Origin of the sequence: Bacteroides sp. AR29, from assembly GCF_900217715.1 — a bacterium.
Classification (GTDB): Bacteria; Bacteroidota; Bacteroidia; order Bacteroidales; family Bacteroidaceae; genus Bacteroides; species Bacteroides uniformis.
The window spans coordinates 12,380-34,448 of sequence record NZ_OBMS01000014.1 but is presented as its reverse complement, the minus strand read 5'-3'; the positions used below and the strand labels follow the sequence as shown (position 1 = coordinate 34,448).

At 50.7% G+C, this 22,069-nt stretch carries 18 protein-coding genes; 13 read left to right on the top strand and 5 right to left on the bottom strand.

Annotated features, from left to right (window positions below; translation table 11 throughout):
- The first annotated feature begins 37 nt into the window (after nucleotides 1-37).
- The 11 genes from CSD97_RS10535 to CSD97_RS10485 all read left to right on the top strand — a co-directional run bounded on the left by CSD97_RS10535 (nucleotide 38) and on the right by CSD97_RS10485 (nucleotide 10,752).
- On the top strand, nucleotides 38-409 hold the full coding sequence (locus tag CSD97_RS10535; RefSeq protein ID WP_005823953.1) for a hypothetical protein: 372 nt from the start codon (nucleotides 38-40) through the stop codon (nucleotides 407-409).
- A gap of 111 nt (nucleotides 410-520) precedes the next feature.
- Complete coding sequence (locus tag CSD97_RS10530) at nucleotides 521-871, top strand: NADH-quinone oxidoreductase subunit A (protein WP_005823956.1); 351 nt, start codon at nucleotides 521-523, stop codon at nucleotides 869-871.
- Nucleotides 862-1,443: an NADH-quinone oxidoreductase subunit B gene (locus CSD97_RS10525; protein WP_005823959.1), complete on the top strand. Its 582-nt coding sequence runs from the start codon at nucleotides 862-864 to the stop codon at nucleotides 1,441-1,443. Before CSD97_RS10530 ends, CSD97_RS10525 begins: the two co-directional genes overlap by 10 nt.
- 15 nt (nucleotides 1,444-1,458) lie before the next feature.
- Nucleotides 1,459-3,048, top strand: a complete 1,590-nt coding sequence (locus CSD97_RS10520) for an NADH-quinone oxidoreductase subunit D (protein ID WP_008665629.1) — start codon at nucleotides 1,459-1,461, stop codon at nucleotides 3,046-3,048.
- Nucleotides 3,049-3,188: 140 nt separating this feature from the next.
- Nucleotides 3,189-4,265, top strand: a complete 1,077-nt coding sequence (gene nuoH / locus CSD97_RS10515) for an NADH-quinone oxidoreductase subunit NuoH (protein WP_009037156.1) — start codon at nucleotides 3,189-3,191, stop codon at nucleotides 4,263-4,265.
- A 57-nt stretch (nucleotides 4,266-4,322) separates the two neighbouring features.
- Nucleotides 4,323-4,826 carry a 4Fe-4S binding protein gene (locus CSD97_RS10510; RefSeq protein WP_005835213.1) on the top strand — a complete coding sequence of 168 codons (504 nt, stop codon included), beginning with the start codon at nucleotides 4,323-4,325 and terminating at the stop codon, nucleotides 4,824-4,826.
- A 30-nt stretch (nucleotides 4,827-4,856) separates the two neighbouring features.
- On the top strand, nucleotides 4,857-5,369 hold the full coding sequence (locus CSD97_RS10505) for an NADH-quinone oxidoreductase subunit J (RefSeq protein WP_005823970.1): 513 nt from the start codon (nucleotides 4,857-4,859) through the stop codon (nucleotides 5,367-5,369).
- 5 nt (nucleotides 5,370-5,374) lie between these two features.
- Complete coding sequence (gene nuoK / locus CSD97_RS10500; RefSeq protein WP_005823972.1) at nucleotides 5,375-5,683, top strand: NADH-quinone oxidoreductase subunit NuoK; 309 nt, start codon at nucleotides 5,375-5,377, stop codon at nucleotides 5,681-5,683.
- Between the two features lie 58 nt (nucleotides 5,684-5,741).
- Nucleotides 5,742-7,655 carry an NADH-quinone oxidoreductase subunit L gene (nuoL, locus tag CSD97_RS10495; RefSeq protein ID WP_098032369.1) on the top strand — a complete coding sequence of 638 codons (1,914 nt, stop codon included), beginning with the start codon at nucleotides 5,742-5,744 and terminating at the stop codon, nucleotides 7,653-7,655.
- A gap of 51 nt (nucleotides 7,656-7,706) precedes the next feature.
- Nucleotides 7,707-9,191: an NADH-quinone oxidoreductase subunit M gene (locus CSD97_RS10490; RefSeq protein ID WP_005835211.1), complete on the top strand. Its 1,485-nt coding sequence runs from the start codon at nucleotides 7,707-7,709 to the stop codon at nucleotides 9,189-9,191.
- Nucleotides 9,192-9,312: 121 nt separating this feature from the next.
- Nucleotides 9,313-10,752, top strand: a complete 1,440-nt coding sequence (locus CSD97_RS10485; RefSeq protein WP_057088566.1) for an NADH-quinone oxidoreductase subunit N — start codon at nucleotides 9,313-9,315, stop codon at nucleotides 10,750-10,752.
- A 135-nt stretch (nucleotides 10,753-10,887) separates the two neighbouring features.
- Here CSD97_RS10485 and CSD97_RS10480 read toward each other — a convergent pair whose 3' ends face one another.
- Nucleotides 10,888-13,671: an ATP-binding protein gene (locus CSD97_RS10480; RefSeq protein WP_022402329.1), complete on the bottom strand. Its 2,784-nt coding sequence runs from the start codon at nucleotides 13,669-13,671 to the stop codon at nucleotides 10,888-10,890.
- A 234-nt stretch (nucleotides 13,672-13,905) separates the two neighbouring features.
- Between CSD97_RS10480 and CSD97_RS10475 the strand changes: the two genes are divergently transcribed.
- Both CSD97_RS10475 and CSD97_RS10470 read left to right on the top strand, forming a co-directional pair.
- Nucleotides 13,906-16,611 carry a TonB-dependent receptor gene (locus tag CSD97_RS10475; protein WP_009037160.1) on the top strand — a complete coding sequence of 902 codons (2,706 nt, stop codon included), beginning with the start codon at nucleotides 13,906-13,908 and terminating at the stop codon, nucleotides 16,609-16,611.
- A gap of 120 nt (nucleotides 16,612-16,731) precedes the next feature.
- Nucleotides 16,732-17,913 carry a hypothetical protein gene (locus tag CSD97_RS10470; protein ID WP_098032368.1) on the top strand — a complete coding sequence of 394 codons (1,182 nt, stop codon included), beginning with the start codon at nucleotides 16,732-16,734 and terminating at the stop codon, nucleotides 17,911-17,913.
- A 120-nt stretch (nucleotides 17,914-18,033) separates the two neighbouring features.
- Here the strand turns inward: CSD97_RS10470 and CSD97_RS10465 are convergent, their stop codons facing one another.
- The 4 genes from CSD97_RS10465 to CSD97_RS10445 all read right to left on the bottom strand — a co-directional run bounded on the left by CSD97_RS10465 (nucleotide 18,034) and on the right by CSD97_RS10445 (nucleotide 21,955).
- On the bottom strand, nucleotides 18,034-18,459 hold the full coding sequence (locus CSD97_RS10465; RefSeq protein ID WP_005835201.1) for a hypothetical protein: 426 nt from the start codon (nucleotides 18,457-18,459) through the stop codon (nucleotides 18,034-18,036).
- Between the two features lie 335 nt (nucleotides 18,460-18,794).
- Nucleotides 18,795-20,072, bottom strand: a complete 1,278-nt coding sequence (locus CSD97_RS10455) for a mechanosensitive ion channel domain-containing protein (RefSeq protein WP_173675109.1) — start codon at nucleotides 20,070-20,072, stop codon at nucleotides 18,795-18,797.
- Nucleotides 20,073-20,099: 27 nt separating this feature from the next.
- A complete protein-coding gene (locus tag CSD97_RS10450) occupies nucleotides 20,100-21,113 on the bottom strand; it encodes a DUF4435 domain-containing protein (protein ID WP_022402322.1) in 1,014 nt (337 codons plus the stop codon).
- 11 nt (nucleotides 21,114-21,124) lie between these two features.
- On the bottom strand, nucleotides 21,125-21,955 hold the full coding sequence (locus tag CSD97_RS10445; protein WP_022402321.1) for an AAA family ATPase: 831 nt from the start codon (nucleotides 21,953-21,955) through the stop codon (nucleotides 21,125-21,127).
- Between the last annotated feature and the right edge of the window lie 114 nt (nucleotides 21,956-22,069).

The following is a 22,069-nucleotide window of genomic DNA, read 5'->3' as shown; positions in this document are numbered from 1 at the left end:
ATTATATCTTTGCGTCCTTGAAAGAGAGAATTGTGGTATGAAGCAATGCATTAAATACTGTTTAATCATAATCTTTGCAGCCCTATTGCACGACAGTGCAACCGGAGCTGCAGATATTTTGTGCGTTCCTGCCACCCGACAAGCAGAATGCTGTACGCTGTCACAAGCTCCTACCACCCAACAAGCAGTCCAGAAGTTCTACGACTTGTTTTCACCAAACTCCCTCTGCATAGAACATGTGGACCATACGCAAGTACCAACCAACAAAAGCGTACTCCTGCGCATGTACATCTACAAGATGCAGCAGCATGCCTATGCACCGGAATGCGACCGTTTGTTGAATCTGTCTCCTCATCCCGTACCCGACGCGAATTATTACGTGTTCGGGCTAAGAAAGATTATCATTTAGAAGGCCTGCAAGCGCAGACGCTTGCCCCTGACCTCGCCGGACAACAAATCAGAGGTTTTGTCCTCCGGTGCGATGTATCTATTATTATATATCTAAAATCTTATCAGGTTTATGAACTTTACTTTGTTAGTGGTCGTCTTATTGACGGCAATCGCTTTCGTGGGTATCGTCATCGCGCTCTCCAATGCGATAGCACCCCGTTCGTACAATGCACAGAAGATGGAGCCGTACGAGTGTGGTATCCCTACCCGCGGTAAATCGTGGATGCAATTCCGGGTAGGTTACTATCTGTTTGCCATCTTGTTCCTGATGTTCGAAGTGGAAACGGTATTTCTGTTCCCTTGGGCAGTCATCACCCGCGAACTTGGCGTGGCAGGACTTTTCAGTGTTTTATTTTTCCTGATTATATTGATTCTGGGCCTTGCTTATGCCTGGAGGAAAGGAGCTTTGGAATGGAAGTAACAAAGAAACCGAAAATTAAATCTATCCCTTATGAGGAGTTTACAGACAACGAAACGTTGGAGAAACTGGTTCGGGAACTTAATGCCGGAGGCGCCAATGTCGCCCTTGGCGTACTGGACGATTTCGTCAACTGGGGACGCAGCAACTCACTGTGGCCTCTTACGTTTGCAACCAGCTGTTGCGGTATCGAATTCATGGCCCTCGGCGCAGCCCGCTACGATATGGCGCGCTTCGGGTTCGAGGTAGCCCGTGCCAGTCCGCGCCAGGCAGACATGATTATGGTTTGCGGAACAATAACCAACAAGATGGCTCCCGTTCTGAAACGTCTTTACGACCAGATGGCCGATCCGAAATATGTAGTAGCCGTAGGCGGCTGTGCCGTCAGCGGAGGCCCGTTCAAGAAATCCTATCACGTGGTGAACGGTGTGGACAAGATTCTGCCGGTGGATGTCTACATTCCCGGTTGCCCTCCGCGTCCGGAAGCATTCTACTACGGCATGATGCAATTGCAGCGTAAAGTGAAAATAGAGAAATACTTCGGTGGAGTAAACAGAAAAGAAGAGAACCACTAATCAGTACTTAAAAATATGGAAATAAAATACATAGAGCCCTCAGTCCTGCACGACGAAATGCTGCGTCTGCGGAAAGAGAAACAAATGGACTTCCTGGAATGCCTCAGCGGTATGGATTGGGGAATACCCGACGAGAAAGACGCACCGGACACCCCCCGCGGACTCGGTGTAGTCTATCTGTTGGAATCTACTGTTACCGGCGAACGGATAGCGGTACGCACCGCCACTCTAAACCGGGAACATCCCGAACTTCCTTCCGTCAGCGATATCTGGAAAGCTGCGGATTTCAACGAGCGCGAAGTCTACGACTTTTACGGCATCGTTTTCATCGGTCATCCGGATATGCGCCGACTCTATCTGCGCAATGACTGGGTAGGCTATCCCATGCGTAAAGACAATGAGCCGGAAAAAGATAATCCGTTGCGTATGGACAACGAAGAAACGGTGGACACCACCATGGAATTGGAGCTGAATCCCGACGGTAGCATCAAGAATAAGGAGATGCAACTTTTCGGTGATGAGGAATATGTGGTGAACATCGGTCCCCAACATCCGGCCACCCACGGCGTAATGCGCTTCCGTGTATCATTGGAGGGTGAAATCATCGACAAGATTGATGCCAACTGCGGCTACATCCACCGGGGTATCGAGAAGATGTGCGAAAGCCTGACCTATCCGCAGACCTTGGCTCTGACCGACCGTCTGGACTACCTGGGCGCACACCAGAACCGCCATGCCTTGTGCATGTGTATCGAAAAGGCAATGGGCGTGGAAGTAAGCGAACGCGTGCAGTACATACGTACCATCATGGACGAGTTGCAGCGAATAGACTCTCACCTGCTGTTCTATTCTTGTCTTGCTATGGACCTGGGTGCATTAACGGCCTTCTTCTACGGTTTCCGCGACCGCGAAAAGATACTCGACATCTTTGAGGAAACTTGCGGCGGACGCCTCATCATGAACTACAACACCATCGGTGGCGTGCAGGCAGACATTGCTCCCGGCTTCGTAAAGAAAGTGAAGGAGTTTATCCCCTACCTCCGCGGTATCCTACACGAATATCACGACGTATTCACCGGGAACATCATTGCCCAGCAACGTCTGAAAGGTGTGGGTATACTCTCACGGGAAGATGCCATCGCCTTTGGAGCTACCGGAGGCACCGGACGCGCCAGCGGATGGGCCTGCGACGTGCGTAAGCGTATGCCATATGCCGTATATGACAAGGTGGACTTTAAAGAAATCATCCGCACCGAAGGCGATTCATGGGCACGTTACCTTATCCGTATGGATGAAATTCTGGAGAGCCTGAAGATTATCGAGCAACTGATAGACAACATCCCGGAAGGAGCCTACCAGGAAAAGATGAAACCTATTATCCGCGTACCGGAAGGCACTTATTATGCAGCCGTAGAAGGTAGCCGCGGTGAGTTCGGCGTCTTCCTCGAAAGCCATGGCGACAAGATGCCTTACCGCCTGCATTTCCGCAGTACGGGCTTGCCATTGGTATCGACCGTAAATACGATTTGCCGCGGAGCTAAAATCGCCGACCTTATTGCCATTGGCGGAACATTGGATTATGTAGTACCAGATATTGACAGATAAAAGGATTTACGATTTGACAATTTACAATTTACCATGCGGAATTACAGCGCAGCCAAATTGTAAATTGTACATTGTGAATTGTAAATCAAAAAGCGCCTCGTAAATTGTAAATAGTAAATTGTAAATAGTAAATGAACAACGTGTTTGACTTTAGTATAGTAACCAACTGGATACACCAGATGCTGACTTCCCTGATGCCGGAAGGTCTGGCAATATTCCTCGAATGCGTGGTGATTGGCGTATGCATCATCTTGATGTATGCCGTGCTTGCCATCATCCTGATTTACATGGAGCGTAAAATATGCGCCTTCTTCCAATGCCGCCTCGGTCCGATGCGCGTGGGGAAATGGGGATTGCTCCAAGTGCCCTGCGACGTCATCAAGATGTTGACAAAGGAAATCATTGATTTGAAATTCTCTGACCGGTTCCTCTACAATCTGGCACCGTTCATGGTAATCATCGCTTCTTTCCTGACATTTGCCTGCCTGCCCATCAACAAGGGATTGGAGGTATTGGACTTCAATGTAGGAGTGTTCTTCCTGCTGGCTGCATCGAGTATCGGCGTAGTGGGTATCCTGCTGGCAGGCTGGAGTTCCAACAATAAATTCTCGCTGATTGGAGCCATGCGAAGCGGTGCGCAGATTATCAGCTACGAGTTGTCCTGCGGATTGAGCATACTGACAATGGTAGTGTTGATGGGAACCATGCAGTTCTCCGAAATAGTAGAAGGACAAGCTGACGGCTGGTTCATCTTCAAGGGACATATCCCTGCATTGATAGCCTTCATCATCTACCTCATTGCCGGAAATGCGGAAACCAACCGCGGTCCCTTCGACTTGCCCGAAGCCGAAAGCGAGTTGACTGCCGGATACCATACGGAATACAGCGGTATGGGCTTCGGATTCTTCTATCTGGCAGAATATTTGAATCTGTTTATCGTAGCCTCCGTGGCAGCCACCATCTTCCTGGGAGGCTGGATGCCGCTACACATCGTAGGCCTGGACGGCTTCAACGCAGTGATGGATTACATTCCGGGATTTGTATGGTTCTTCGGAAAGGCCTTCTTCGTAGTCTTCCTGCTGATGTGGATAAAGTGGACCTTCCCCCGCCTGCGTATTGACCAGATTCTGAATCTGGAGTGGAAGTACCTGGTACCCATCTCTATGGTGAACTTGATTTTGATGGTATTAATTGTAGTATTTAAATTGCATTTCTAACCGGCGTAGCGCCGGAGCAAGATTTCCTTGCGGATAATTTTAATAAAGGCAAAAGTAATGAAAGAAAAGAACTCTTATATCGGCGGACTCATACACGGCGTCACTTCTCTGCTGACAGGTATGAAGACAACCATGACCGTATTCTGCCGACGAAAGACTACCGAACAATATCCGGAAAACCGCTCGACATTGAAACTCTCCGACCGTTTCCGTGGCACGCTGACCATGCCCCATAATGATAAAAATGAACATCGGTGTGTAGCTTGCGGTTTATGCCAGATGGCTTGTCCCAACGACACTATCAAGGTGACCGGCGAGATGGTTGAAACGGAAGACGGCAAGAAAAAGAAGATATTGGTTAAGTACGAATACGACCTCGGTTCGTGCATGTTCTGCCAACTCTGTGTGAATGCCTGCCCTCACGATGCCATCACGTTCGACCAGGATTTTGAGCATGCAGTGTTCGACCGCACGAAACTGGTCATGACGCTGAACCGTCCGGGCAGCCATGTAGAAGAAAAAAAGAAACCCGCTGCTCCCAAAGAAGAGACAACAAAGTAATTCGTTAATAGTAACTTGTAATTAAACAACATGGAAATAACTCTTGAAACAGTAGTATTCTACTTCCTTGCGGCCTTTATCACCGTATTTTCCATCTTGACGGTAACGACCCACCGCATGGTGCGCTCGGCCACCTACCTGCTGTTCGTGCTTTTCGGTACGGCAGGCATCTACTTTCTGCTGGGTTACACCTTCCTCGGTTCCGTGCAGATTATGGTCTATGCCGGCGGTATCGTAGTGCTCTACGTCTTCTCCATACTGCTTACCAGTGGCGAAGGCGATGTCATCGAGAAGTTAAAGCGTAGCAGGTTCCTTGCCGGACTGGGTGCCACCGTGGGCGGTGCCATCATCGTAGTATTCATCACTTTGAAGCATAAGTTCATTGCCACCACCGACGTGGAACCTTTGGAGGTCAACATCAAGACCATCGGTCACCACATGCTGAGCGGTGACAAGTATGGTTATCTGCTTCCCTTCGAAGCTGTCAGCATCTTGTTATTGGCATGTATCGTAGGTGGATTATTAATAGCACGTAAAAGATAAGAATTATGATACACATGGAATATTATCTGATAGTTTCGGCTATCATGTTTTTCGCAGGCATCTATGGGTTCTTTACCCGCCGCAACACGCTGGCGATACTTATCAGCATCGAGCTGATTCTGAATGCCACGGACATCAACTTTGCTGTATTCAACCGTTTCCTATTCCCCGGAGGACTGGAAGGATATTTCTTCTCTTTATTCTCCATCGCCATCTCGGCGGCCGAAACGGCTGTAGCCATTGCCATCATGATTAACATCTACCGCAACATCCGCAGCATCCAGGTGAACAAACTGGATGAGATGAAGTGGTAAGAGCAAGAATCGCCAAGCGATGTTTCTTGAATAGTAATAATTGATAAACATAGTATATATGGAATATACAATATTAATCCTTCTACTCCCTTTCCTCTCTTTCCTCGCTCTGGGACTTGGAGGTAAATGGATGTCACACCGCACTGCCGGCCTTATCGGAACTGCGGCACTGAGTGTGGTCGCAGTGCTTTCCTATCTCACCGCAGGAATGTACTTCAGCGCTCCCCGCCTTGCCGATGGTACGTACGAGGCGCTGATGCTCTATAACTTCAAATGGCTGCCTTTCACAGAAAGCCTCAGTATCGACATGGGTATCCTACTCGACCCGATTTCGGTTATGATGCTCGTGGTCATCAGTACCGTTTCGCTGCTGGTACACATATACTCTTTCGGCTACATGAAGGGCGAACGCGGTTTCCAGCGTTACTACGCCTTCCTGTCGCTCTTCACCATGTCCATGCTCGGACTGGTAGTAGCAACGAATATCTTCCAGATGTATCTGTTCTGGGAGTTGGTGGGCGTGTCCTCCTATCTGCTGATTGGTTTCTATTATACGAAGCCGGCGGCTATTGCCGCTTCGAAGAAGGCTTTTATCGTGACCCGTTTTGCTGACCTGGGATTCCTTATAGGTATCCTCGTCTATGGGTATTATGCCGGTACATACACCTTCAGCCCTAATGAGATGGCGCTGGCAAAGGGCGGTGCGGCAATGATTCCGCTTGCCTTGGGACTGATGTTCATCGGTGGTGCCGGAAAGAGTGCCATGTTCCCGTTGCACATCTGGCTGCCCGATGCCATGGAAGGTCCTACGCCGGTCAGTGCACTGATTCATGCCGCCACGATGGTGGTTGCTGGTGTCTATCTGGTGGCACGCATGTTCCCGTTGTTCATAGAATATGCTCCCAGCGTGCTGCACATCGTGGCATACGTAGGAGCCTTCACGGCATTCTATGCCGCCAGTGTGGCATGTGTGCAGAGTGACATCAAGCGTGTACTGGCATTCTCCACCATCTCCCAAATCGGTTTCATGATGGTGGCGCTGGGTGTATGTACATCAGCCAACCCACACGAAGGGGGACTGGGCTACATGGCAGGCATGTTCCACTTGTTCACACACGCCATGTTCAAGGCATTGCTGTTCCTCGGAGCGGGTAGCATCATCCATGCCGTACACAGCAACGAGATGTCTGCCATGGGCGGACTGCGGAAGTATATGCCCATTACACATATCACGTTCCTCATCGCCTGCCTTGCCATTGCAGGTATTCCTCCGTTCTCCGGATTCTTCTCCAAAGATGAAATCCTGACGGCATGCTTCCAGTTCAGCCCCATCATGGGATGGATTATGACAGTGATTGCAGGTATGACAGCATTCTATATGTTCCGTCTTTATTATGGTATCTTTTGGGCCGGCTCTGAGCCGGGACAAAAGTCGGCAAGCGATGGGGGCGACAGCCACATGCCTCACCCCCACGAGAGTCCTCTGGCGATGACCCTGCCCCTGATGCTCCTTGCTGTGGTTACGATAGTTGCCGGTTTCATTCCTTTCGGACACTTCATCAGTTCCAACGGTGAAGCATATAACATCCATCTGGATTGGAGTGTGGCAGGTACAAGTATCGCCGTAGCGGTGGTTTCCATAGCCATTGCCACCTACATCTATGCAGGTAGCCGGCAACCCGTTGCCGATACATTGGCACACCGTTTCAAAGGCTTGTGGACAGCAGCTTACCACCGCTTCTATCTGGACGAGGTCTACCAGTTCATCACCCACCGCATCATCTTCGGCTGCATCTGCCACCCCATTGCATGGTGGGACCGCCACGTGGTCGACGGTTTCTTCAACTTCCTTGCCTGGGGGGCTGAAGCTACCAGTGAAGAGATACGCGGCCTGCAAAGCGGACGCATCCAGCAATATACATTTGTATTCCTGCTGGGCACGCTGGCACTGATACTGCTACTATTGCTATAACCCGAGATTTTTCAATCGTAAATCGTAAATCGTTAAATCGTAAATATAAAGATGAACTTTTTATCATTATTCGTACTCATCCCCTTGCTGATGTTGCTGGGTCTTTGGCTCAGCCGCAACATCGCACAAATACGCGCGGTGATGGTGACCGGTGCATCGGCTCTGCTGGTTCTTTCTGCAGCATTGACCGTGATGTACCTCAATGCACGCCACGCTGGTGCCACGGATGAAATGCTGTTCCGTGCCGACATGGTCTGGTATCCTGCACTCAACATCCACTATTCGGTAGGAGTAGACGGTATTTCGGTAGCCATGCTGCTGCTTTCGGCCATCATTGTCTTTACCGGAACATTCGCCTCCTGGAGGCTGCAACCGCTGACTAAAGAATATTTCCTTTGGTTCACCTTCCTCTCCATCGGTGTGTTCGGGTTCTTCATCTCGATAGACCTGTTCACCATGTTCATGTTCTACGAGGTTGCCCTCATTCCCATGTATCTGCTTATCGGTGTATGGGGGTCGGGACGCAAGGAGTACTCCGCCATGAAGCTGACACTGATGCTGATGGGCGGCTCCGCCTTCCTGCTTATCGGTATCCTGGGTATCTACTACGGTGCCGGAGCCACCTCTATGAACCTATTAGAAATAGCACAGATGCACAATATTCCCATCGAACAGCAACGTATCTGGTTCCCGCTCACCTTCCTCGGTTTCGGTGTGCTGGGCGCTCTGTTCCCGTTCCACACATGGAGCCCCGACGGTCACGCCTCCGCACCGACTGCCGTATCCATGCTCCATGCCGGTGTATTGATGAAACTGGGAGGTTACGGATGTTTCCGCATAGCCATGTACCTGATGCCCGAAGCTGCACAAGAACTGGGATGGATATTCCTGATTCTTACCGGAATCTCCGTGGTATACGGTGCATTCTCCGCTTGTGTACAAACCGACTTGAAGTATATCAATGCCTACTCTTCCGTCAGCCATTGCGGCCTGGTGTTGTTCGCCATCCTGATGATGAACCAGACAGCTTGCACGGGTGCTGTTCTGCAGATGCTCTCTCACGGACTGATGACAGCCTTGTTCTTCGCCCTTATCGGTATGATATACGGACGTACCCATACGCGTGACGTCCGCGAACTCTCCGGTCTGATGAAGATTATGCCTTTTCTGGCTGTCTGCTATGTAATCGCCGGTCTTGCCAATCTGGGACTGCCCGGACTCAGCGGTTTCATTGCCGAAATGACCATCTTCACCGGTTCGTTCCAGCATCCCGATACGTTCCACCGCGTGTGGACGGTCATTGCATGCAGCTCCATCGTGATTACGGCAGTCTATATCCTGCGACTGGTAGGAAAGATTCTCTATGGCACCTGCACTAACAAGCATCACCTCACCTTGAGAGATGCAACCTGGGACGAACGTACAGCGGTCATCATCCTCATCGCATGCGTTGCCGCCCTCGGTATGGCACCATGGTGGATTAGCGGCATGATTGGAGACAGCGTGCTGCCAATAACTGATTTATTTACGATTTGACGATTTACGATTGATAAATGACTTGTAAATCCCAAGAGTAACCTCAATCGTAAATCGTAAAATCGTAAATCCCAAGAGTAATTTCAATCGTAAATCGTAAATCGTAAAATCGTAAATAGATATGGATTATTCCCAATTCCTCCTGCTCAAAGAAGAGCTTTCGCTGATATTGGTCATCGTCATCCTTTTTGTCGCCGACCTCTTCATGAGTCCGGATGCACACAAGAATGACGGCAAACCGGTGCTGAACACAATGCTGCCCGTTGCTCTGCTGACCATACACACACTTATCACCATCGTTCCCGGTCCTGTGGCAGATGCTTTCGGCGGCATGTATCACAATCAGCCGATACAGAGCATCGTGAAATCCATCCTCAGTATAGGTACACTGATTGTATTCCTGATGGCGCACGAATGGATGCGCCGTCCAGACACTGCCATCAAACAAGGTGAGTTCTACATTCTGACACTTTCCACCCTGCTGGGTATGTACTTCATGATTTCTGCCGGACACTTCCTGATGTTCTTCATCGGACTGGAGACGGCAAGCATCCCGATGGCAGCCCTGGTTGCCTTCGACAAATACCGCCACCACTCTGCCGAGGCAGGTGCCAAATATATTCTCACGGCACTGTTCTCCAGCGGATTGCTGCTATACGGATTATCTTTGATTTACGGTACGGTAGGCACTCTCTACTTTGCCGACATACCGGCACGCCTCACCGGCGACCCGTTGCAGATTATGGCATTCGTATTCTTCTTCTCCGGCATGGGATTCAAAATATCACTGGTGCCTTTCCATCTTTGGACAGCAGACGTTTACGAAGGTGCTCCAAGCACGGTGACAGCCTATCTGAGTGTCATCTCTAAAGGCTCTGCCGCTTTCGTGCTGATGGCTATTCTCATCAAGGTATTCGCTCCAATGGTGGAACAATGGCAGGAAGTGCTGTACTGGGTTATCATCGCCTCCATCACAATTGCCAACCTCTTCGCCCTACGCCAGCAGAACCTGAAGCGGTTGATGGCTTTCTCCAGTATCTCGCAAGCAGGTTACATCATGCTGGGTGTCATCAGCGGAAGCGCACAAGGTATGACGTCGCTGGTATACTACGTGCTGATATATATGTTTGCCAATCTTGCCGTATTTACCGTTATCACGATTGTGGCACTGCGGGCAGGCAAGTTCACACTTGAAGACTATAACGGGCTGTATACCACTAATCCGAAGTTGGCGTTCCTGATGACACTGGCACTGTTCTCTCTGGCAGGCATCCCGCCGTTTGCGGGCTTCTTCTCGAAGTTCTTCATCTTCGCGGCAGCTTTCGAAGGCGGCTTCCATCTGCTGGTATTCATTGCCCTTATCAATACAATCATCTCGCTTTATTACTATCTGAAGATTGTAAAGGCAATGTACATCAACAAGAGCGACGAGCCGATTGCAGCATTCCGCAGTGACAACTATACACGTGCCAGCCTGGCCATTTGCACGCTGGGTATTGTGGTACTGAGTATTGCAAGTGTGGTATATCAATCCATCGATAAGTTCTCATTCGGATTATAACCGGAGGGTATCATCACTTACCACAAATTACGCAGATTGGCACAAATTATCTTTAGAAGTTCTGATAATCAAGAGCTTTGAGTTGTGTTAATCTGCATAATTTGTGGTGAGTGTGTATTTTAGCACATTTCCATACTATACAATCGGCAGCACAAACCAAAAGCATGAGCCTTTCCCCGGTTCACTGTCCACACCGATTGTGCCACCCAACTGCTCTATAATGCTCTTGCTGATAGAAAGCCCCAGGCCGGTGCCATGCACAAACGTATTCAGCTTTATAAAACGGTCGAATATCTGAGCCTGCATTTCCGGCTCAATGCCAAGGCCCGTATCGGCCACATAAAAACGCAAATGAGTTTCATCCACCTTATCATATCCTACACGTATACTTCCCGCAGTGGTGAACTTGATGGCATTGTTGACAAAGTTGGCTATGACCTGATTCAAACGGTTACGGTCACTGACAATCCGGCATTCCGGCAGATGATGGTCGAAGAGAACTTCCACACCCGGTTTAGCCTTCATCTTCATGAAGCGCACAATGTCCTCACATAGTACGTTCACGTCCAGCTCTTTTTCCACAAAGTCAAATGTCCCGGCCTCTATCTTGGACAAATCCAGTATGTCGGAAATCAGCTGCAACAGCAGGTCATTGTTTTCTTCGATAATCGCCATATACTGCCTTTTTTCCTCCATGTCCCCGGTCTCTCCCATCAGACTGGAGAAACCGACAATCGCATTCAGGGGCGTACGTATCTCATGACTCATATTGGCAAGGAAGGCACTCTTCAGACGGTCGGCGGTTTCTGCCTTCTCCTTGGCTTCAATCAGCATAGCCTCCGTCTCCTTCAATTCCGTAATGTCATAGTTGACGCCTATCAGCTCTATTTGTCCGTTCTCCGGTTCGAACAGATTGACAACCACATTGGTACGTACCCAGTTCCATTTTCCCTTTTCGCCCGGACGCTCAATGCGCATCTCTCCCTGGAAATGTTTGGCTTCGCCCACACGGGCCTTACTGAAGAAATCAAGCATCCTCCTGCGGTCACTGGGGTACATCTTGCTGTATATTCCCACGACATCTGCCAATTGGGTATTCTCGTCCTCTCCCATATTCTTATACCATTGCTTGATGGCATAGCCTTTCCGGTCGAGCAGGTTCAGCTTGGCATAACCTACCTTCGCATAATCCGATATAAGCAGGAAGAAATTCTCGAAATCACAGATACGGCTCATGGCATCAATCCGTTCCGTATTGTCGATGTTAATCATGGCATAGCCGGTAAAGTTACCTTTACTGTCATACACCTTGCTCACTTTCGTATAAAGATGTATCACATCCTTCGGCTGTTTGGAAGTGGAGTAATACCCTTCAGTCCGGTCGAAAGCATAATTCAGGCGGAAGTCGACCATATCCTCGGTCTGTATACGTTCTGCCAATTGGGCGGACACATTCGGGTTCTCGAATAAGTTCACTCCAATGACATCCTGTTTGTCACGGACCCCGAATATCTCCATATCCTTATTGTTGATGTCTACCAGGAATCCGTCTTTGTCATAGATTTCCACCCCGGCCGGTATATTGGCAAAGATATTCTTGAACAGTTTTTCGCTATGGTCCAAAGCCAGATGAGTCTGTACCGAGTCTGTCGTATCGAGGAATAACGCCACCACTTCATTCTTTTCCGGAGAGTATATCACCACGTGGCAGTGCTTGTTGGTGAGCTCAAAACACATGTCCATTTCCTTATGTGTCCCGGTGTTCACTATATCAAGCAGATATTCCAGTCTGGGGGCCGCCTCCCTTGAAAAAGACGAGGCAGTCTTGCCGATAAACGTCGACGCGGGTTTTCCCAGAAAATCGGCAAAGATAGAATTCGCATCTGTCACATAATACCCGTAGGGATTGTCCTTTTCATCACAGACAATGGACATCCGCACATACCCCAAAGGCATATAGCGGAACAAATTGCTGAGGAAAGTACGTTCACGCACAGCCTCATCCTTCGTTTTGCGCAACTCTATGCAAATGCTGATGACATTTGCCAACGAACTAAACCATTGGTAATCCTCGTTAGTCCACATTCGGGTACGGTCCACCAAATCAATGCCCATATATCCCCACACCTGGTCATTGGCAACCAGCGGAGTTACCATCAAGGACTTTATATTCTGTCTCGCCAGAATTTCATATTCGGCGTAAGCGTGCTCCGGCAGTTGCCCCAGCGTTTCCAGCAGAACGGGCTTTTGTGCCATAATCTGTGACGTCCACCACGGCAAGCTGTCAGCCTGGACTCCCTGAAGCATTTCTTTCTCAGGAGCCACTCCCGGAGCCACCACCTCGTATGTGCAGCTCTGGTACCGGCACTTCTCATCGTATTGGAATATATAGACACGCCCGCCGCGAAAGAAATCGAGAATATCTTTCAGTATGTCGTAAATGCCCGCACTGATATCCTCGTCTTTCAGGAAACGGAATAAGGAATGGGATATTGAGGTCTGCCGATAAAGCAAATTGTTCACTCTTTGCAAAGCCTGCTTCGCAGCTTCCTCCTTCGGCATCTCTACGCGCTGCAACACTCCGAAAGCCTTCAATGTACCATCCGGCAAATGCTCCTTATACCCCACGCGCGAGTAGACCCAGACCACTCCTTCAGTAGAATAGATAGGAAACGTCTGTTCATAGACCTCCATATTCTGAATGGCAAGGAACTCCCGGCTGATACGCGTCCGATAGTCTTCGCGTATCATTTTACCGAAATCCTCAAAGCTCAGGTATTCCCCTTCCAAGCCTAACAACTTACAGACATATTCGGAGCAGAGATACTGCCTTGAAGAAAAATCAGCCTCCCACCAACCTATCCGGCCAAGAATGGAAAGGCGCCGGAAACGTTCACTATCGTCACGATGAACAGCCATATATTTATCAATATTGGTTTGAGATACAAAAATAGCCATAAAACTCTAATAAGCAACCATTAGAAACCTTTTTCGTCCCAAGCAGCCTATATATAAGGATAACAAACAATCCGGAAGAATGTGCGGTAACCGAATCGTAATAAATTTGAAAATGAAACGTATGTGCCATGTATCACCGGTGTAATGTCATTGCCTCATCTTTGCAGCGGATTAAAAAACGTACAAAGAAAAGAGATGAGCATGAAATTAGACTTGGGAAAGATTTTCTTCCTTATTTTATTCCTCACACTTTCCGTCATGGCTGCCACGGCGGGAACCATCAAAGGGACAATCACCGACCGACAAACCAAAGAACCGCTGACGGGAGCCACCGTGCAAGTGAGCGGAACGGCACAAGGCGCCGTCGCCGATTTGGATGGTAACTATACACTGGAGCTGAAAAACGGAACCTATACCCTCACCGTCCGTTACATCGGCTACAAAGACATGACGATAAATGCCGTAGAGATAAAGGGCGAAACCGTGCTGAACTTCGACATGGAGCCGGACACGCAAACCCTGGGCGAAGTGCAGGTCACCGCCAAGAAGAACCTTGAGGGCGAACGCGCCTTGCAGATGGAACGGCAAAAAGCGACCCTCGCCATCGAGAACCTCGGTTCCAAAGAGATGTCCCTCAAAGGCATCGGCAATGTGGAAGAAGGAGTAAAGAAAATAACGGGCATCTCCATCGCCAGCGCCGGACAACTTATCGTCCGCGGACTGGGCGACCGCTACAGCACCACCACGCTGAACGGACTGCCCATCGCCTCGCCCAACCCGGACAACAAGCTGGTGCCGCTCGACCTGTTCCCCTCGTCCACCGTACAGAACATCACCGTCAGCAAGGTGTATGACGCAGCCGCCTTTGCTGACTACAGCGGTGCGCACATCAACATCAGCACCAAAGAAAACATACCGCAAGATTTCTTCCAACTGAGCCTCAACACGGGCGGGAAGTTCAACACCTTAGGCAAAGACCGCTATCAGATGGACCGCAGCGGCTCGCTCCTGAAGACACCCAGAGTGGACGCAGCCGCCCTCGGCATGCCCCTGATGGAGTTTGACAAATACGTGAAGACCCGCAATATCTTCGATACCTCCTTCAGCGCCGGCAAGAAGAGTTCGTTACCCGAACTGGGCGGGAACCTCGGCTTCGGCAAGAACTTCGGTATAGGCAACCAGACACTCAGCCTGCTCGCCTCCTTCAGCGCCAGCAACGGCTACCAAAACATGGAAGATGCCTTCTACAAGACACTCGAGGCCACCGGCACCGTGCAGGACGACTTCTCCTACGACAGCTTTGCGCAGGAACTGAAGCTCGCCGCCCTCGGCTACCTGGGCTACACCCTGCGCCGGAGCGACCGCATAGGCTACACTTTCTTCTACGCCCGCAACGCCATCGACACCTACCAGCGCCGCGAAGGTACTGATGCCGAAGGACACGAGCTGACCGGCAGCAACAACATCATGCACATATACACCCTGCAAAACCATCAACTGAACGGAATCCATAACTTCGGCGAGAGCGACAGGTGGCAACTGACCTGGGGAGGCTCGTACAGCAAGACCGGTAGCGAAGAACCCGACCGCCGCCAAGTGATGTACGTCAAGGACAACGACGGCAGCCTCAGGCTCTTCAAGCTGAACCGCCAAGAGACCATGCGCTACTTCGGCAGCCTGGACGAAGAAGAGTGGAACGCCAACCTCGCCATGCGCTGGAAGTGGAACGACACCAGCCACCTCAAGCTCGGCTTCAACTACAAGGACAAGAACCGCGACTACAGCGCTACCCGCTTCTACTACAACCTGAACAAGCTGGACCCCGTCATCACCGACATCTACAACACCGACGGCTTCCTCAACCAGCAGAACATTGCCGACGGACAAATCATGGTACAGCGTGTGATGCAGCCCAAAGACAGCTACCGCGCCGGAAACGAAATCTACTCCGCCTACCTGCTGACCGACTTCTATCCCACCGAAGCCCTCCTGGTGAACCTCGGCCTGCGCTACGAAATGAGCAAGCAATGGGTGCGCTACGCCAGCGACGGCGGCGACTGGTACTCCCGTCGGCGCAATTTAGACAAGAACGACCTCTTCCCCGCCCTGAACCTGAAATATGCGGTGAACCCCGCCAACAGCATCCGCTTCTCTGCCTCGCGCACCGTCACCCGTCCCTCGTTCATCGAGATGGCACCCTTCCTCTACCAAGAGTCCTACGGTTCGGCACAAATCCGCGGTAACGAAGAGTTGCAGAACGGTTACAACTACAACTTCGACCTACGTTACGAACGCTTCGGCAAGGACGGCGACATGCTCTCCGTGACCGGCTACTTCAAATACCTCGACAGCCCTATCGAACGCATCCAAGACCTGCAAGGCGGCGCCACGCTGCACAGCTTCAAGAATGCCGACAACGGCATGGCTGCCGGCGTGGAGCTGGAGATGCGCAAACGGCTCGTCAAAGACCTGCGCCTAGGTGCCAACATCAGTTACATGTACACCAACGTGAAGCTGCCCCAAAGCGGTGCCTACACCAACAAGGAACGTTCGCTGCAAGGCGCATCGCCCATACTTGCCAATGCCGACCTCACCTACTCGCCGCGCTTCGGTGAAGACAGGCAACTCAACCTCGCCCTGCTCTACAACCTGCAAGGCAGCCGCATCCATGCGGTAGGCGTGTCGGGTCTGGGCGATGTCAGGCAACAGACGCTGCACACGTTGAACTTCAGCGCCGGATATAGCCTGAACAAGCACTTCAGCCTGAAGCTGCAAGTGAACGACCTGCTGAACCGCGATGTCATCTTCAAGCAAGATGTGCCCACCACGGGGCAGGAGATGGAAGTGGAACGCTACCGCAAGGGAACGAACTTCGAGGTGGGAATAAGCTACAACCTATAAAGTCTCCCACCCTCCCCCTGAAGGGAACGGAGAACACTCTTTGACAAACAAGCAGATTTAAGAGAATCAATCTGAATGACAGACAGATAAATTGGATATAACAACTAAAACAATTGAATTATGAAAACAATGAAATGGAAATTCTACTCTCTGGCCTTTGTAGCCGGAATGTCTATCCTCACCGCTTGCAGCAGCGACGACAACAACGACAATGACGGCAACGGCGGCAACGGAAACGGCAATGAAATCGAAAACGGTACGATACTGAAAGGTACCATCACCTCCGACGTGACCCTGGCTGCCGGAAACACCTACAAGCTGAGCGGCGAATACATCGTAGAAGAAGGTGCCACGCTCCACATAGAAGAAGGCGTGAAGATTATCGCCGTTTACGATGACATCGCAGACTACATCCTCGTGAAGCAGGGCGGTAAAATCAACGCCGTAGGCACGCCGGACAAACCCATCGTAATGACCAGCGAAAAAGAAGAGCCGGGCGCATGGGGAGGCATCCACATCTGCGGACGCGCCCACACCAATGCCGAAGGCGGCAAGGGAAGTTCTGAAATAGGCGGTGCCGTTTACGGCGGCAACGATGATGCCGACAACTCGGGCACGCTGCAATACATTCGTCTGGAATACACCGGCTTTGCCTTCGATGAAGAGCACGAAGCCAACGGTATCTCTTTCTACAGCGTAGGCAACGGTACCATCGTGGACCACTGCCAAGCCTACAAAGGTTCCGACGACGGCTTTGAGTTCTTCGGCGGCTCGGTAAACGTGAGCAACCTCGTAGCCGTAAGCTGTAGCGACGACTCCTTCGACTGGACCGAAGGCTGGAACGGCAAAGGCACCAACCTCGTGGCTTACCAAGAAGCCGAATCCACACTGGGCTACGACTGCGACTGCCTGATGGAGTGCGACAACAACGGCAGCAACAACGCCGCCACTCCCGTTGCCCACCCCGTATTGAAGAACCTCATCCTCGTCGGCAACGGCGGCAGCAAGCAAGGCATCCGTCTGCGTGCCGGCACGGAAGTGGAAATAGACAACGCCAAGGTCTGCGGCAAAGGCCAACCCCTGACCGTGGAAACCGCCCTTACCGAAAACGCCCTGAAGAACGGCACCTCCAAGCTGACCAACATCACCCTCACCTCCGAGCTGAGCAGCAAAGAAGGCATCTACACCCATGCCGACTTCATCGCCGTGACAAGCAACAAGGTGGACGCCAACCTGAGCTACAGCTCTTTCGAGGACATCAGGAAAGAATGCAGCTGGATGAACGGAAGCTGGGTGAAGTAAAAAAAAGAAGCACTCGCAAGGCTATAAAAAAACACACAACTTCTTCAACAGCGTGCCCCTCGAATGCCTTCCGGCTTCAAGGGGTACGCGCTGTTTCAAAAAAGAAACTAAAAGTACCGTTTACTTCTTCTTCAGCTCCTTCTTCAATTCCTGAACCTGAAAGCTGAACAAGTCCAGATGACGGCAAACGCGCTGCATGAAACTGCCTGCCGCCCTGAAGCAGATACGCGAAATGCGCACTTTATCTGCCGTACAGTCCTCTATCCGTTCCACCGGTTCGCTGGTGATGGAGGGAAAAAAGTTTCCAAGTCCCTTGATGTTCACCGTGCGTCCACTGGCCAGATAGTCCGCTATAATATCCGGCAGTTGCACCAGCACGGACTGGGCATCGCCCACCTGCAGGGAGCTGACAAAAGCCAGCCTCTTGGCCAGTTCGTCATTGCTCACCGGTTCCGGCTGAAGCACTTTTGACGCCGCGTAGTAGCGCACCACTTCCTTGTCTCCACTCTTGTCCACCTTCTTGCGGACCACATAATTCATTGACATACCAATCTTTCTTTATAATTAGGTTCGTAAAAAACGAAAGATATTCCCGCCCGACGCGAGGCACACCTACAACTTGCATACACAAAGCCTATACCTTACGGTAAAGACTCCGTGACCGAATACCTTTCACTATATGACTGAATACCTAAAACACCCGGATGTATTGCCCCAAAACATGGGGATGTTTTCACCCAAAACACCCGGATGTAATACCCCAAAACATGGGGATGTTTTGGGAGAAAAGATGGGGATGTTCTGACCTTTCAGTATAGGGTTCAAAGGTAATGACTCCCTATGAGAAATACAATAGATATAGGCCTTTTTGATGGTCGGAATCAAGCTCCTTTTTCTTCGGAAGCAGCAGGCAGTACCCGCTGGAAATCTCTGCCGGACGGAGACTGGAATACCTGCAAATCGAATTCGGGGATGATTGCCAGCACATGGTCGAACACATCCGCCTGCACCCCTTCATAGGGCACCCAATCCTTCAGCGCACAGAAGAAATAAAGTTCTATCGGGATACCGCGGTCGGTAGGCTGGAGTTGGCGCACCATGCAGGTCAGTTCCTGATTTACGTCGGGAAGACTTTTCAAATAAGCCGTCAGATACGCCCGGAACACCCCCAGATTGGTCTGGCGGCGTCCGTTGACGAGGATGGAGTTATCGATGCCGTTTTCCACATTGTACTTTTCAATCACTTCCTCCGTCTGCTCCACATAATCTTTCAGTAGCTGTATCTTGCGATATTTTGCCAGCATCTCCGGGGTGCAGAAACGGACGCTGGTCATGTCGATATTGATACTGCGCTTCACTCGCCGCCCACCGCTCTCGCGCATGCCGCGCCAGTTCTGGAAGGAGTCGCTGACAAGCAGGTAAGGAGGGATGGTGGTAATGGTATTGTTCCAGTTGCGCACTTTTACGGTGTTCAACGTTACCTCTATCACCGTACCGTTGGCACCGTACTTGGGCATCTCAATCCAGTCGCCCACCTTCAGCATGTCGTTGGCCGAAAGCTGCACACCGGAGACAAAGCCCATAATGGAATCCTTGAATACCAGCATCAGGATGGCTGCCGAAGCACCCAATCCGGCAAGCAGCGAAAGCGGGTCGCGGCCTATCAGTTCGCCCACGACCACAATGCCGCCCACCAGCCATAGGATGACTTGCATGGTTTGCAACATCCCCTTTAAAGGGCGGTCACGAAATTGCTCCTTCTCACTGTATACACTGTAAACAGCCTTCAGGAACGAGTTAACGAAACTCAGGAAAGTAATGATGATGTAAATAAGGCAGATACGCCGGATGAAATCCATTGCCGATGAACCGACTTCGACAAATGCCAATGGAACAAACAGATAGATGATAACGGGAGCCACCATGCGGCTGAGGTGCACCATCACTTTACGGTCGAATACGATGTCGTCCCACGTAGCCTTGGTCTTCTTCACCAGTTGTGCCACTACCTTCAGCAGGATTTTCCGGCATAGGGCATCCGCCAGGAAAGCAACGGCAAGTATCAGTGCGAAGGCAATGAATTGGTCGAGCATATCAGCCCGGGAAGGGGATATGCCCCACCCGATTAAAAGGTCGTCTATCTTCTTCAATATCTCCATAATCGTATGTTTATCATAACGGCAATCTTATCTACGCGACTGTTCCTCCCGCTCGAGGAACTCCATAATGTCTTCTTTCAACCACTGATAAAGATAAAGGTTCTTGTAGCCGCTGTTTTTTTTCAGCATCACGGATACATTGACCTGACTGTTCTCATACCCCGTCAGTTCGTTGCGGAACTGTTCGTTATGCTCTGCCAGGCGCTTTATCTCCTGCTCGCGTTCACGACGCAGCACCGTACATACCGGGATAAGGATTTTCAGCACTACACAATCCATGATATGGTGTCCTTGGATATAAAGATAGGTATTGTCCGGAGTCAGTCCCAAACGTTCCAACTCCGTGCCCAGCTGCTCCACCCGGTCGATGTAGCGGGGGAAACGGGCTTGCAGTTCGGACAGCTTTGCCGACACCGTCTTTTGCATCTCGTCCAGACTACGGTAAGGATGACGCAGGTTTATCTCTTGCAAACGCACGCAGGCGTTGAAGTCGTACATCGGGAAAGTGTGTGTGTCGTGCTGGCGGTAGAACCAGACATTCCACAGAAACAGCGGATAGGCAATCTGAGAATAACGCTTCAGAAAAGCGGGGAAGTCCAGGATATGCCGGTCGTTCAGCGTGGCCTGCACACAGACTTCATGCAGACTGTCGGCAAAGCAGTGGAAGTTCTCGATGGCATAACCGTAAGTCTGGAAGATATAGGGACTCTTGTTTATCCTATGCGACACCTTGGTGGCACCTTGCAGCAGGAAGTCGTAGTCGCTGTCTACACAAGCTATCAGGCTGCGGCCCAGCTCCGATGTGTTCAACGTATTCATCAGCACCATCTTCTTGCCCTTTGCTAGAGAGGTGGCCGAGGGAAGCATCACTTGAAAATAACGTTCCTCATTCTCGAACTCGGACAGCAGCGTCCGCCAGAAAGCGATGTCGTCATAGCTCTCCACATACGCCACTATGCGCCTGCGTGCTCTCTTGGGAGACAACTTGCGGGCGGCATCCAGATAGGCGGAAGTAAGGTTATGTTTTAAAGAAGTGGACACTTGGGCAGGGATTAAGGATTAGGGATTAGGGAGGAGATTTCGCTGACTTCGGTGACGGCATCCAGCCAGCCTTCCATGATGACGGCGGGCGAATGGGTGGTGAGGATAAGCTGCACATTGGGATTCAGGTTGCGTATCATGCCGATGAGCTTCTGCTGCCATTCGATGTGCAGGGAGGCTTCCGGCTCGTCCATGAAGAGTACGCAGTGGTCATCGTCACGCACCAGCACGGTCAGCAGGATGACCAGCATCTGCTTCTCGCCCGAAGACAGCTTGTAGGGCAGCAGGCGCTCACCGTTCTGATAGAAAACGATGTCGTTGCTTTTGCGGTCTATCGTCTTATGGGTATAGCTGAAAAGCTCGTCAATCATATCCTGAAACTTCCGCTTGGGGAGGGAAAGGGAGGGAGCCAGGCTACGCTGCTCTTCATCACCGCTGAGCAGTTCTATCATCTTGTTGCCGATGTTCACCTGGTAGTCCAGATAACGGCGCTGGAGCAGATAGAGCTGCCAGTCCAGTTCCGACTTCACGTTGGCATCGGCCATGCGTGCCGTAAAGTCGCCCATGATAAGGGGGCGGTCGTAGCTGCGGATTACATCATAGGGGATAAAGGTGGCTGCGGGGTTGTCGAAGTAGACGTGTACGCCGTTCTTCTCGTCACTCTTCACTTCACCCGATGTCTGTTCCAGATAGTTGACCGAACGGTTCAGGATAGTGGTCTTCCCCACTCCGTTGATGCCGGAAAGTATATTGACGTCAGGACGCAGGTCCCAGGCAATATCGTACCGATGCCACAATCCGTGTATTTCGATACGCTTGATGTAATTGGCTTGTACTTCCATGGTTTCTTGCTTTTAATTAGAAGCAAATATACACGATAATCTCTTATTTCTACGCCCATGAACCAGAAAAATCATATAATGAAAGATTTTCTCTTTTCAGAAAATAGTTGTTCT